This window comes from Mesorhizobium yinganensis (genome assembly GCF_040081985.1).
GTDB classification, from domain to species: Bacteria; Pseudomonadota; Alphaproteobacteria; order Rhizobiales; family Rhizobiaceae; genus Kumtagia; species Kumtagia yinganensis.
Genome location: NZ_JBEBMH010000007.1, coordinates 198,870 through 211,820, shown reverse-complemented (window position 1 = coordinate 211,820; position 12,951 = coordinate 198,870). Strand labels below are relative to the sequence as shown.

The 12,951-nt window shown below is 65.1% G+C and carries 12 protein-coding genes; 9 read left to right on the top strand and 3 right to left on the bottom strand.

Annotated elements, in window-relative coordinates; translation table 11 throughout:
* Positions 1-19 precede the first annotated feature (19 nt).
* The 3 genes from ABMA59_RS15920 to ABMA59_RS15910 all read right to left on the bottom strand — a co-directional run bounded on the left by ABMA59_RS15920 (position 20) and on the right by ABMA59_RS15910 (position 2,810).
* On the bottom strand, positions 20-1,039 hold the full coding sequence (locus tag ABMA59_RS15920; protein ID WP_349006409.1) for a LacI family DNA-binding transcriptional regulator: 1,020 nt from the start codon (positions 1,037-1,039) through the stop codon (positions 20-22).
* A gap of 248 nt (positions 1,040-1,287) precedes the next feature.
* A complete protein-coding gene (locus ABMA59_RS15915; RefSeq protein ID WP_349006343.1) occupies positions 1,288-2,229 on the bottom strand; it encodes a DMT family transporter in 942 nt (313 codons plus the stop codon).
* Positions 2,230-2,339: 110 nt separating this feature from the next.
* Positions 2,340-2,810 (bottom strand): MarR family winged helix-turn-helix transcriptional regulator, encoded by a 471-nt coding sequence (locus ABMA59_RS15910; RefSeq protein ID WP_349006342.1) that lies wholly within the window; start codon positions 2,808-2,810, stop codon positions 2,340-2,342.
* A gap of 361 nt (positions 2,811-3,171) precedes the next feature.
* Here ABMA59_RS15910 and ABMA59_RS15905 point away from each other — a divergent pair, with 361 nt between their 5' ends.
* The 9 genes from ABMA59_RS15905 (at position 3,172) to ABMA59_RS15865 (ending at position 12,949) form a co-directional block, all read left to right on the top strand.
* Entirely contained in the window at positions 3,172-4,140 is a 969-nt protein-coding gene (locus ABMA59_RS15905) for a hypothetical protein (protein WP_349006341.1), read from the top strand.
* Positions 4,141-4,357: 217 nt separating this feature from the next.
* Positions 4,358-5,422: a CobW family GTP-binding protein gene (locus ABMA59_RS15900; protein WP_349006340.1), complete on the top strand. Its 1,065-nt coding sequence runs from the start codon at positions 4,358-4,360 to the stop codon at positions 5,420-5,422.
* Positions 5,423-5,654: 232 nt separating this feature from the next.
* Positions 5,655-6,629 carry a WD40 repeat domain-containing protein gene (locus ABMA59_RS15895; RefSeq protein WP_349006339.1) on the top strand — a complete coding sequence of 325 codons (975 nt, stop codon included), beginning with the start codon at positions 5,655-5,657 and terminating at the stop codon, positions 6,627-6,629.
* Between the two features lie 103 nt (positions 6,630-6,732).
* The gene (locus tag ABMA59_RS15890) at positions 6,733-6,978 is read left to right on the top strand and encodes a ribbon-helix-helix domain-containing protein (protein ID WP_349006408.1); all 246 of its coding nucleotides are present in this window, start codon (positions 6,733-6,735) and stop codon (positions 6,976-6,978) included.
* 9 nt (positions 6,979-6,987) lie between these two features.
* Positions 6,988-7,290 (top strand): type II toxin-antitoxin system RelE/ParE family toxin, encoded by a 303-nt coding sequence (locus ABMA59_RS15885; RefSeq protein WP_349006338.1) that lies wholly within the window; start codon positions 6,988-6,990, stop codon positions 7,288-7,290.
* Between the two features lie 60 nt (positions 7,291-7,350).
* Positions 7,351-8,727: an aspartate aminotransferase family protein gene (locus ABMA59_RS15880; protein WP_349006337.1), complete on the top strand. Its 1,377-nt coding sequence runs from the start codon at positions 7,351-7,353 to the stop codon at positions 8,725-8,727.
* 28 nt (positions 8,728-8,755) lie between these two features.
* Positions 8,756-10,141 (top strand): glutamine synthetase family protein, encoded by a 1,386-nt coding sequence (locus tag ABMA59_RS15875; RefSeq protein WP_349006336.1) that lies wholly within the window; start codon positions 8,756-8,758, stop codon positions 10,139-10,141.
* 85 nt (positions 10,142-10,226) lie between these two features.
* Positions 10,227-11,465 (top strand): putative DNA modification/repair radical SAM protein, encoded by a 1,239-nt coding sequence (locus ABMA59_RS15870; RefSeq protein WP_349006335.1) that lies wholly within the window; start codon positions 10,227-10,229, stop codon positions 11,463-11,465.
* Entirely contained in the window at positions 11,462-12,949 is a 1,488-nt protein-coding gene (locus ABMA59_RS15865; protein ID WP_349006334.1) for a UdgX family uracil-DNA binding protein, read from the top strand. The genes ABMA59_RS15870 and ABMA59_RS15865 overlap by 4 nt, the downstream gene beginning before the upstream one ends.
* Positions 12,950-12,951: the final 2 nt, after the last annotated feature.

Below are 12,951 nucleotides of genomic sequence, written 5' to 3'. Positions count from 1 at the left end.
GAATGGGGAAGAGGATCGGTCAGCGTTCGTGCGGACGTCCCGTCGACTGGCGGACGTGCAGTTCCGGCTTGATCAGTTCCTGCGAGGCGCGCACCGGCGTGCCGTTCAGCTTGTCGAGCAGCGCGCGCGCCGCGCGCCGTCCGACCTCGCGCTGGCCGTTCCACACGGTGGTCAGCGCCGGCGTGGCGATGGCCGCCTCTTCCAGGTCGTCATAGCCGCTGACGGAGATATCGACGCCCGGCACCAGTCCCGCCCGCGCGATGCCGTTCATCAGGCCGATGGCGACGAGGTCGTTCCAGCAGCAGGCCGCCGTCGGCTTGTCCTTCAGCGCCAGAAACTGGCTCGCCGCCTCGAACCCCGCCTGTTTTGTGCGCGGCCCCGGAATGCGCCAGGACGGTTTTACCTCCAGCCCCGCCCTGTCCATGGCGTTGACGTAACCCTGGTAGCGGTCGCGCCCCGTCGAGGTCTGGTCCGTGCCGCCGATCATCGAGATGCGCGTGTGCCCCAGCGAGATCAGGTGGTTGGTGGCCAGCGCCGTGCCATAGGCGTCGTCGCCGCGGAACACCGGCACCTCGGCGCCTTCCACCGTTCGCGCGATCAGTACCGCCGGCAGGCCGTTCTCCTCGGCCATAAAAATGTCCTCGGGCGGCGTGCCGATGGCCGGCGACATGATCACCCCGTCGGCGCCGAGCTGCAGCAGCGTGTCGATGAAGGTGCGCTGCTTCTCGAGCTGGTCGTAATGGTTGGACAGGATGAAGGTTTGCCGGCTGCGGTCGAGCTCGCTTTCGATCGAGCGCAGGATCTCGGCGAAGAACGGGTTCATGATGTCGTGCACGACGACGCCGACGATGCCCGACCGCGACGTGCGCAGGCTGGCGGCGCGGCGGTTGTAGATGTAGCCGATGGCGCGGGCGTGGTCCTTGATGCGGTCGCGCGTCGAATCCGCGACGAGCGGGCTGTCCCTCAGCGCAAGCGAGACGGTGGCCGTCGAGACCCCTAGGGCGTCGGCGATCGTCGAGAGCTTGATCTTCTGGGCCAGCGCGTCCTCCCCGGTGCCCCGCAACGATCGATTTAGAGCGCGCCGCGACCAATCGGGTATTCTGCCGGGCCGGTTTGGGCCAAATCCTTCGGGCTTGGTCTTGTCCAGGCCACCAGCCCGGCCCGCGACGAAGCCCTCGACCTTGACCCAAACCATCGCCGGCAGAATGAACCCGATTGGTCGCGGCGCGCTCTAAACTGTTTAAACGGCGCTTATGCCACCGTTTTCAGCCCCGTCAAAGCGATTATTCACAGCTTGTCGGCCAGATCGGCCGCTTCCTCATTTGGAGATGCGCGGTTCTTCAGGCGCAGACGGTGTTCGCGGTGGATGATGTACAGACCGCTGGCGACGATGATCGCGGATCCAGCCAGCGTCCAGCGGTCGGGAAGCTGCGCGAACACCAGATATCCGGCGGCAATCATCCAGACCATTTGCAGATAAGGATAGGGCGCCAGTGCCGTCGTCGTCGCCAGCCTGTAGGCTTTGATCAGGAACCAATGTCCGAGCCCGCCGAACAGGCCGAGGATCAGGAGCAGCACGCCATGCAGCAGGCTAGGCGGCGCGGACACCGTAAACGGCACGACCGGAATCATCAGCACGGCCGGCGCCAGCGCCGAATAGAAGATCAGGCTGGCCGGAGTCTCGCTGGCCGACATGCGCCGTGTCAGGATCACGTAGAAACTGTTGCAGAGCATTGAACTGAGCGCGAATATATGGCCGATGCCGAAGACGCCGTAACCCGGCCGTGTGATCACCAGCACACCGGCAAAGCCGGCGATGACCGCCATCCAGCGCCGCCATCCCGCCCACTCGCCGAGCAGCGGGCCGGCCATCGCGATGATGAGCATCGGCGCGGAAAAGTAGATCGCCGAGGTTTCGGCGAGTTGCAAGGTCAGCAACGCCGCGAAGTTGAATACCGTCGAACCGAGCAGGCAGAGCCCGCGAAGCACCTGCAGCGGCAGGCTGACGACCCGGAACATCTCCGGCCTGCTCCAGCCCCTCAACAGGATGACGGCCAGCAGCGCGTGGCCGGCGAAGCGCGCCCAAGCGACGAACGGCGCCGACATGCCCGACAGCACCAGGTATTTCGCGCTGGTGTCGAGGATGGTGAACAGCACACCTGTCAGGAATACGAACAGGATCGCCGCGACGGGTGTCGCAGCCTCATGCTTGGCGGAAGGCGGTTTCAACAGTCAGGGGCCGGTCGCGAACTTGGGAGGTTCCATTCCGCTTGTGATCCATGCGTCATGCGCGCGCAAGCAGCAACGCGGCCGCGGCGTGGAAAATCGGCCGGCGGGCATCAATCGTCGGCGTCTTCCTCGTCATCGGCCACCATGGCTGAAACGTCCGACAGGTTGGACTCGATGCGCGAAAGAAGCTTGACCAGCGACTTCTGGTCTTTCTTGTCCAGCCCCTTGAACGCCTGCTTCTCGGTCTTGCGCACCGATTTCTCGATGTCGCGTATAGCCTCCCGGCCCGTGTCGGTCAGGAAGATGTGGGCCTGGCGCGCATCCGTCTCCGAGGCGCGCTTGTCGAGAAAACCCTGCGTCTGCAGCCGGTTGATCGTCTTGGTGATGGTCGGCGGGCGCACGCCGATGCGCATGGCGAGTTGCCCCGGCGTCTGCCCGTCCTCGCGGTCGAGCGCCAGCATGATCTGGTCCTGCCCGGCGTAGAATCCGTGCGCCAGCAGCCGCGCCGCCAGCGCGGTCCGCGCCAGCCGCGCCGTCGAATGCAGCCGCCCCATCGTCGCACTTCTGTTGGTCCTGGCCATTCCCCGCTCCCTCAGCGACACCCGCGCCCTAACATTGTTCCCATAAACTTTGCCGGCAACCGAAATTAGGCAGAACGGCTAATGACAGACGTTCTTTACAATTACATGACAGTTGCGAGGCTGATGCTCCGAAGTGGCCGCCGGCCCGGGCAGCCTGCGCGGGTTTCGCCTGCGGAACGCCTTCCGGAACGGGGAGGGAAAAAGCCGTTCCATCCCGAAATTTTCTGTTTTCCGGAATCCCTCTCTCGTCTTTTCAATGCCTTGGCCAACCGCCCGCCGCCGAGAGCCCGAAATCTTGCGGGAGTCTATCCCCGCCCTCCGGATGGAAGCAATAATCCTCGGCGCTGAAAACGAGGCGGTGATGGACGGGACAGCGGCAATCGAGCGAAACTGGGAGGCGCTGAAGCGCATCCTCGTCATGCTTGTCGCCATGGCCGAAATGGGCGCTGGCGGACCGGGCGCTGGCGGCGCTGGCTGTGGGATGCCGGGCGCTGAGGAGCCGGCCGCTGGGGGCAGTGGCGCTGGGGGTGTTGGCGCTGGGATGCCCGGCGCTGAGGGTGTTGGCGCTGGAAGCCGTGGCGCTGGGGGACAGTTTACTTTCTTTCCGCGGAAAGGCGCAACCGCTTCAGGGCAGGTGCGGGCGGAAAAAAGTAAACTGTCCCCGGCACTTACCCTCCCCCGCCATCTCTACCTCGCCATCCTCCGGCTGCTGCGTCCGGCCGAAGCTGCCGCGCGGCGCCTCATCATCGCGGCGGCGCGCGGGATCGTGGTAACCCTGCCGCCGCTGCGCCCGCGCAAACCAAAGCCCGCAATGCTGCGAGGCGCCCGCGCCTTCCTGCCAAAGGGGCCGAAAAGACGTCCCAAACCCACCCCGCGTATCCTCTCGCTGTCGCTGCTCGATCCGCCGCGACAGCCGTTCCGCGTCCCCCGCCGCCGCGCTGTTCCCGCCCACGCCGCCCCGCGCATCCTCGGCCTCGACTTCAACGCGACGTATCGCCCGCTGCCGCCACCGCCATCTTCCGACGATCCGATAGACACTGCGCGTCTCGGCCAGCGCCTTGCCGCTCTCGGCGCCGCGCTCGACGACCTGCCGGGCCAGGCACAACGCTTTGCCCGCTGGCAGGCGCGGCGCGACGCCGCAATCGCGCGGGACGGACCCGTCTCCGGCCGGCGCCTCACGCCGCTGCGGCGCGGCCGTCCTCCCGGCGGTCGGCTGTCCCGCTATGATCCCGTCGCGACCCATCCGGGAAAAATCCGCGAGGTCGACGAAATCCTGGCGCATGCCCATGCGCTGGCCGTCTACGCCCTGGATCGCCCCGACACGTCATGACGCTGCCGCCCGCCGAGCCGGTGGTTCTCGGAATGCGAAGCCAATCAGAAAATCCATGACCGCACGCGGCAGAATCCGAGCGTGGGGGCGATAGGTGCTGCCCACGAGCAGCATCGGGCGTCCGGCTCTCTGGCCCATGCCGATCGGCCGAATGAGACGTGCAATCTGTTGCGTGGCGTCTTATATGCAGCTCACCAAAAATCCTTCGGGGCCTCCCATGAGCGAAGCACAGACCCAGATTCCCGTAACCGTGCTGACCGGTTACCTCGGCGCCGGCAAGACGACGCTGCTCAACCGCATCCTCTCGGAAAACCACGGCAAGCGGTACGCCGTCATCGTCAACGAGTTCGGCGAGATCGGCATCGACAACGACCTGATCGTGGAATCCGACGAGGAAATCTACGAGATGAACAATGGCTGCGTCTGCTGCACGGTGCGCGGCGATTTGGTCCGCGTCGTCGAGGGCCTGATGAAGCGCCCCGGCCGCTTCGACGCCATCGTGGTCGAGACCACCGGCCTCGCCGACCCGGTTCCCGTCGCCCAGACATTTTTCATGGACGAGGACGTGCGCAAGAAGACCAAGCTTGACGCCGTCGTGGCCCTGGTCGATGCAAAGCACCTGCCGCTCAGGCTGAAGGATTCGCGCGAGGCCGAGGACCAGATCGCCTTCGCCGATGTCGTCGTGCTCAACAAGACCGACCTTGTCACGCCCGAGGAACTCCGCGACGTCGAGGCCGCCATCCGCGCCATCAACCCGGCGGCGAAAATCCACCGCACCACCCGCGCCGGCGTCGATCTGACCAACGTGCTGGACCGCGGCGCCTTCGACCTGAAGCGCGTGCTGGACAATGATCCGCATTTCCTCGACGCCGACGATCACCACCACGATCACGAATGCGGCCCGGACTGCGACCACGACCATCACGATCATGACCATCAACACCACGATCACGGCCATGGCGCGGTCTCGCCGATCCACGACGTGACCGTTCAATCCGTGTCGCTGCGCGGCCGCGAGATGGATTCGAGAAAATTCTTCCCGTGGATCGAAAAAGTCACCCAGAACGACGGCCCCAACATCCTGCGCCTGAAAGGCATCATCGCCTTCAAGGACGATCCCGACCGCTACGTCATCCAGGGCGTCCACATGATCATGGAAGGCGACCACCAGCGCCCATGGAAGGACGGCGAGAAACACGAGAGCCGGCTCGTGTTCATCGGCCGCGATCTTGACGAGGAGCGGTTGAGGAAGAGCTTTGAGGCGTGTCAGGTCGCGGCTTGATCGGGCAATCATTAGAGATGGCGCCCCTTCGCACCCCCCTCTGTCCTACCGGACATCTCCCCCTCAAGGGGGGAGATTCGCTGTCGCCTCTGTTTTCGCTAATCGCCAGCGTTGCAGAATGGGCGGCAAGGCCGAAGCTGCCAATCTCCCCCCTTGAGGGGGAGATGTCCGGCAGGACAGAGGGGGGTGCGAAGAAGCGCCGACCTTCCATCCTTTCATCCATCAAATAAACATGCCCACAGTCGCCCCCCTCGACCTCGACGGCCATTGCGTCGCTGCCGTCTTCCTCTCCGACATCCCGCATTTCGCGCTGGCCGATGGCACGGTCCACCGCCTCGACAACGGCCACAAGTCGGTTCAGGCCAATGACGGCCTGCTCTGCGCCACGCTCGACCTGACCGGCACGAAGCTGATCACCGGCGGCGAGGACGGCAAGGTCTTTTCGACCGGCCCCGGTGGCGAGGCGACGGTCGTCGCCGAGGCCGGCCGCAAATGGATCACCAGCGTGGCAACCGGCCCGCAGGAAGCGCTCGCCTATGGCGCGGGCCGCAGCGCCTGGGTGAAACTGCCGGATGGCAAGGTAAAAGAATTCCAGCACCCGCGTTCGGTTGAGGGCCTCGCCTTCGCGCCAAAAGGCTTGCGGATCGGCGTTGCGCGCTACAACGGCGCGACGCTGCATTTCCCGGCCACCGACGGCAAGCCGACCGAACTCGAATGGGCCGGCGCGCATACCGGCATCACCTTTTCGCCAGACGGCAATTTTTTGGTCACCACCATGCAGGAGAACGCGCTGCACGGCTGGAAGCTCGCCGACGGCAAGCACATGCGCATGTCCGGCTATCCCGCCAAGGTGAAATCCCTGTCGTGGAGCGCCAAGGGCAAGTGGCTGGCGAGTTCCGGCGCGCCAGCGGCGATCGTCTGGCCGTTCCAGGCCAAGGACGGCCCGATGGGCAAGGCGCCGCTGGAACTCGGAACGCGGGGCAACACCATGGTGACCTGCGTTGCCTGCCATCCGAGCGAGGACATCGCTGCGATCGGCTACGAGGACGGCATGGTGATGGCCGTGCGTTTCGCCGACGCCAAGGAGGTGCTGCTGCGCCGCCCCGGCAAGGGCGCCATCACCGGACTGATGTGGGACAGGGCCGAGCGCCGCATCGTCTTCGGCAGCGCCGCCGGCGATTGCGGGGTGATCGACATTTCGGCGTGAGGCGACCGACGGCACACGGCCGTTCGGTCTCGGTGCGACAGACTGGAGCGAAGCCGCTCGAAATGCTATTCTTGCGCGCATGAAACCTGAGCAGACATTGACCGTGACACTGCCTGTCGATCTCGTCGAGCGGGTGAACGACAAGGTCAGTTCGGGTGCGTTTCACTCGGCGAGCGACGTGGTGCGCGAGGGGCTGGAGGCCTTGATAGGCCGCGAGGACTCACTCGACCGATGGCTGCGGGAGACTGTGGTCGCGGGACACCGGGAATATCTGTCCGACCCTTCCAAGGCAGTACCTGCGGATGAAATTCTGGAGCGGATAAGGCGCCGCAAACGGTCGGCCGGCTGACGCCCTCTCGTGAAGGTCATTTTCACGCCGCTCGCAGAACGCCAGATCGGTGACCTTCACAACTATATCGAGACCAGAGCCTCAACCGCGATAGCGGACGGTTTTGCAGGGCGGATCGTCGATTTCTGCATGCGCCTCACTCATTTTCCGAAGCGCGGAACTGCGCGCGACGACATCCTGCCCGGTTTGCGAACGATTGGAATGGATCGGCGGGTGACCATCGCATTCATGGTGCTGCCCGAGCAGGTGCTGATCGAAGGCATCTTCTACGGCGGGCAGGATTTCGAGTCGCGCCTGCGCGATCGGCAATGATGGCCCCGCTTGCCGCCAGCTTTACCCATTGGCTAGAGTGCGCCGACACCAGGGGACATCATGGCAGGCACTGAGAACGGCAATTCCGGAGGCATCGCGCCGGAGCGCATGGCGGCGTTGCGCGAGCGCGAGGCAAAGGCGTTTCGCGCGGCACGGCCGAAATCGGAGCGTGCATTCGGCGAAGGACTGCCGGGCTATCTCGGCGGTGTGCCGATGCACTGGATGAAGGACTGGCCGACCCCGTTCCCGATCATGGTGGACAGCGCGAAGGGCGCGACCATCGTCGACCTCGACGGCAACAGGCTCGCCGACTTCTGCCTCGGCGACACCGGCTCGATGTTCGGCCACTCGCCGCCGCCGGTCGCCCGCGCCATCCGCCGCCAGGCGTCGCGCGGCCTGACCTACATCCTGCCCTCCGAAGACGCCGCCGTAGTCGGAAGGTTGCTTGCCGAGAAATTCGGCCTGCCGCGCTGGCAGATCGCCACCACCGCCAGCGACGCCAACCGCTTCGCTCTGCGCGCCGCCCGCGCCATCACCGGGCGGCGCAAGGTGCTGGTCTTCAACGGCTGCTACCACGGCGCCGTCGACGAGACTTTTGTCCGCCTCGACCATGGCCGGCCGGCCAACAAGCGCGGCCTTGCCGGCGAGTTCCGCGACCTGACCCAGGACACGAAGATCGTCGAGTTCAACGACATTCCCGCGCTGGAGGCTGCGCTTGGCGAGCGCGATGTCGCCTGCGTTATCACCGAGCCGGTGCTGACCAATTGCTGCATGGTGCCGCCTGAAGCCGGCTTCCATGAAAAGCTTCGCCGGCTGACGCGCGACACCGGAACGCTGCTGCTCATCGACGAGACCCACACCATCTCGACCGCGCCCGGCGGCTTCACGCGCAAGCACCAGCTTGAGCCCGACATGTTCGTGCTCGGCAAACCGATCGCCGGCGGCGTGCCGGCCAGCGTCTGGGGCCTGTCAGCCGAGACCGCGCTACGCTACGACGCCTATCTCGCCACCAAGGAGCCCGGCTATTCCGGCATCGGCACCACGCTGTCGGCCAATCCGCTGCAGTTCGCCGCCATGCGGGCCACGCTGGAAGCGGTGATGACCGAGGAAAGCTACACGCATATGGAGACCCTGGCCGCCCGCCTGCAGGGCGGCCTCCAGCAGAGCATCGAAAAACATGCCCTGCCCTGGCATGTCGCCCGCGTCGGCGCGCGGGTCGAGTTCATCTGCGCGCCCGGCCCGCTACGGAACGGCGGCGAGGCGGAGGCCGCCCATGCGCCGGCACTGGAGGCGGCGATCCATGTCGCGCTGGTCAATCGCGGCGTGCTCATCGCGCCCTTCCACAACATGATGCTGATTTCGCCCGCCACGACGCGCCGACAGGTCGACCGGCTGGCCGCCGCCTTCGCCGATATTGCCGAGGCTCTCGCCGCATGACAAAGGAAGCGGCAGACAGAGGGCCATCATGACATCACCTTCCGGATCGTCAGCCGACGAAGCGCAAACGTTCCTCGACGCCCATCCCGAGATCGAGGCGGTCGACATCGTGCTGTCCGACGTCAACGGCATCGGCCGCGGAAAAATCATCCGCCGCCACGAGCTGATGAGCATCTACCGGGGCGGCCGGCACATGCCGATCTCCATCCTCGGCCTCGACATCACCGGCGAGGACGTGCACGAGACCGGGCTAATCTGGGATTCCGGTGACGGCGACCTACGCGCCTGGCCGATCCCGGGCACGCTGGTTCCTCTCCACGGCACCAGCCCGGCGCGCGCCCAGGTGCTGATGTCGATGTACCATCTCGACGGCACACCTATGCGTTCGGACCCGCGCCACGCGCTTGCCCGGCAGATCGAGCTTTTCGCGGAAAAGGACCTGTATCCGGCGGGTGCTTTCGAGCTGGAGTTCTTCCTGCTGAAGAACGAGCGCGACGCCGAGGGCCGAGTGCAGCCGGCCGACGCCGTGCTGGACGGTCGGGGCAGCGGCAAGACGGAAGTCTATTCGGTAGACCACCTGCACGGCATGGAGCCGCTTTTCTCCGACATCTATGCCGGCGCGAAGGCCCAAAACATTCCGGTCGAGACGCTGATCTCGGAATACGCGCCCGGCCAGTACGAACTGACGCTGAACTATCGCAAGGACATCCTGAAGGCCGCCGACGACCTCGTGCAGCTGAAGCGCCTGGTGCGCATGCAGGCGCGGCGCCATGGGGTGACCGCCTGCTTCATGGCCAAGCCGATCCAGAAATACGCCGGCTCCGGCATGCACTTCCACGTGTCCCTTCAGGACAGCGCGGGCCGCAACGTCCTTGCCGAGGAAAAAGAAGGCCAGTGGAGCCCAAAAATGCTCAACGCGCTGGGCGGGCTCGCGGCGACGATGCCGGAATCGATGCTGGTCTTCGCGCCGCACGCCAATTCCTGGCGCCGTTTCGTCGCCCAATCTTATGCGCCGCTCGCCGCCACCTGGGGCGTCAACAACCGCTCCGTGGCACTGCGCATCCCGGCTGGCGACGTGAAGAACCGCCGCATCGAGCACCGCCCGGCCGGCGTCGATACCAACCCCTATCTGGTCGCCGCCACCGTGCTCGCCGGCATCGCCAAGGGTCTCGAGGAAAAGCTGGACCCCGGCCCGGAAACCACCGGCAACGGCTACGAGAACGCGCCGAAGCTGGCGGACGCGCCCGCCGACTGGCGCTCGGCGATCGAAGCGGCCACGGCCTCGGACTTCCTCAAGAAGGCGCTGGGCGAAGACCTCCACCGCACCTTCACGGAAATCAAACGCGCCGAATATCTGCGCGTCGCCCGTACCGTTAGCGAACTCGACTACCACCTCTATTTGCACGAGGTCTGACCTTCTGTCAGGGGCTGGCCGTTAAAATCGGCCTTCTATGTCTTTTGATATGGCATTGCCGCCCAAGAGAACGTATCATGAACAAATGGCCGTTCTCACCACACGCGAAAAACTGGCGATCCTGTCCGACGCGGCGAAATACGATGCGTCCTGCGCCTCGTCGGGTGCTGCGCAACGCGACTCGCTGAAGACCAAAGGCATCGGCTCGACGGAGGGCATGGGCATCTGCCACTCCTACGCGCCGGACGGACGCTGCATCTCCCTGCTGAAAATCCTGCTGACCAATTTCTGCATCTACGACTGCACCTATTGCATCAACCGTTCGTCCTCCAACGTGCGCCGCGCGCGTTTCACAATTGACGAGGTGGTGCGGCTCACCATGGATTTCTATAAACGCAACTACATCGAGGGCCTGTTCCTTTCCTCCGGCGTCATCCGTTCGCCGGACGAGACGATGGCCGAAATGGTCGAGGTGGCGCGCCGCCTGCGCATCGACGAAAAATTCGGCGGCTATATTCATCTGAAGACCATTCCGGAATGCGCGCCGGAGCTGATCGAGCAGGCCGGCTGTTTCGCCGACCGCCTGTCGATCAATGTCGAACTGCCGACCGACGAGGGTGTCAAGAAACTCGCGCCGGAAAAGAAGCCGGAGACGATCCGGCTTTCCATGGCCAAGTTGCGCAGCAAGATCGAAGAGAAACGCGAACCCACCTTGCGCACGAAAAAGCGCGAGCGCTTCGCCCCCGGCGGCCAGTCCACGCAGATGATCGTCGGCGCCGACACCACTTCCGACGATGGCATTCTGCGTACCAGCGCACGGCTCTATGGCAGCTACCATCTCCGCCGCGTCTATTATTCCGCCTTCAGCCCGATTCCGGACGCCTCCTCCGCCCTGCCGCTCAAAAAACCGCCGCTGATGCGAGAACACCGGCTCTACCAGGCCGACTGGCTCATGCGTTTCTACGGTTTCTCCCAGCCGGAGATTTTGGAAGGCCGGCAGGACGGCATGCTCGATCTGGAGATAGACCCGAAACTCGCCTGGGCGCTGCGGCATCGCGGGCGGTTTCCCGTCGACGTCAACCGCGCCGACCGCGAAGCGCTGCTGCGCGTTCCCGGGCTCGGCACCAAGGCGGTGGACCGCATTCTCTCGACGCGAAAATTCCACCGTCTGCGGCTGGAGGATGTCGGCCGGCTCTGCGCATCCATCGCAAAAGTGCGGCCCTTCGTGGTCGCCGAGGGCTGGTCGCCGGGCGGGCTGACCGACCGGTCGGCGCTGCGCCAGAAACTCGTTCCGCCGCCCCGTCAGATGGAGCTGTTTGCATGATTGCGGCGCCGCATATCGACAGGGCGGGCATGAGCGTGCGGCTCGCCAGCGAGATCGATTTTTCCGGCTGGCGCAACGCCGCGCGCTCGCTGGCACTCAACGGCATCGCGCCGGACCGCGTCGTCTGGACGGTCGGCGAGGCGGTTGCCGATTTGCTCGGCAGGCGCGGCAATGATCTGCCGGCCGTGCCAAGTGGCGCTACGCTCAACGTTCCCCGCGATTTCATCGAGCGCGCGGAAACCGTGATCTGCCATTCCAACCCGCAGCGTTTCGGCTTCCTCTACCGCCTGCTCTGGCGATTGCAGGCCGATCGGAATCTGCTGCTCGTCGCCTCCGATGCCGATGTGCGGCGGTTCGAATCGATGGAAAAGGCGGTCCGCCGCGACATGCACAAGATGCATGCCTTCGTGCGTTTCCGGCAGGTCGGCGAGGAGCCGGACGCGCGCTACGTCGCCTGGTTCGAGCCCGACCATTTTATCCTCGAGCGCAACGCGGCGTTTTTCGTGCGCCGCTTCACCGGCATGCGCTGGACGATCTTGACCCCGCACGCCTCCGCTTCCTGGGACGGCGAGAGGCTGCTGATCGGCCCCGGCGCTTCGCAACGGGACGCGCCCGCGGAGGACGCAGCCGAGGAGCTTTGGCTGACCTATTTCAGGAACATCTTCAATCCGGCGCGGTTGAAGGTGAAGGCGATGCAGGCCGAGATGCCTAAGAAATTCTGGCGCAACCTTCCCGAGGCCGAGCTGATCCCGACCCTCATCGCCGGCGCCGAAAATTCGGCCAGGGAGATGATCGAAAAGATGCCGACGGTTCCTGCCCCGCATCACGCAAAAATCCAGGCAAGGCATTGGCCGGTGCGCGACGCCCCCGCCGGCCAGGATGAAGGGGCGGATGCTGCCTCCATCCCCGAACTGCGTGAGGCCGCAAAAGCCTGCCACCGGTGCCCGCTGTGGCGCGACGCCACGCAGACGGTGTTCGGCGAGGGGCCTGAAAATGCGAAGGTGATTTTCGTCGGCGAGCAGCCGGGCGACCAGGAGGACCTTGCGGGCAAACCCTTCGTCGGCCCAGCCGGCAAGGTTTTCGACGCCATACTCGATGAAGCCGAGGTGCATCGCACAAAAGTCTACGTCACCAATGCGGTGAAACATTTTAAGTTCGAGCCGCGCGGCAAGCGCCGCATCCACTCCAAACCGAACGCCGGCGAGATCCAGGCATGCCGGTGGTGGCTGGACAAGGAACTGGCGATGGTCAAACCCGACCTCGTCGTGGCTCTCGGCGCCACCGCCGCCCAATCGCTCCTGGGGAAGGCCGTGCCGATCACCAAGATGCGCGGCCAGGTGGTCGAACGCGAAGATGGGCTAAAAGTGTTCCTGACCATCCACCCGTCCTTCATCCTGCGCATCCGCGAGGCGGCGGACAAGGAAGCCGAACGCGACCGGTTTCGTGCGGATATGCGGGCGGTCAGGAAACTGATGGCCGCATGATA

Coding starts and splice junctions, on each gene's coding strand:
- ABMA59_RS15910 (WP_349006342.1), bottom strand. CDS start 2,810: ATGGCCAGGACCAACAGAAGTGCGACGATGGGGCGGCTGCATTCGACG.
- ABMA59_RS15905 (WP_349006341.1), top strand. CDS start 3,172: ATGGACGGGACAGCGGCAATCGAGCGAAACTGGGAGGCGCTGAAGCGC.
- ABMA59_RS15900 (WP_349006340.1), top strand. CDS start 4,358: ATGAGCGAAGCACAGACCCAGATTCCCGTAACCGTGCTGACCGGTTAC.
- ABMA59_RS15895 (WP_349006339.1), top strand. CDS start 5,655: ATGCCCACAGTCGCCCCCCTCGACCTCGACGGCCATTGCGTCGCTGCC.
- ABMA59_RS15880 (WP_349006337.1), top strand. CDS start 7,351: ATGGCAGGCACTGAGAACGGCAATTCCGGAGGCATCGCGCCGGAGCGC.
- ABMA59_RS15875 (WP_349006336.1), top strand. CDS start 8,756: ATGACATCACCTTCCGGATCGTCAGCCGACGAAGCGCAAACGTTCCTC.
- ABMA59_RS15870 (WP_349006335.1), top strand. CDS start 10,227: ATGGCCGTTCTCACCACACGCGAAAAACTGGCGATCCTGTCCGACGCG.
- ABMA59_RS15865 (WP_349006334.1), top strand. CDS start 11,462: ATGATTGCGGCGCCGCATATCGACAGGGCGGGCATGAGCGTGCGGCTC.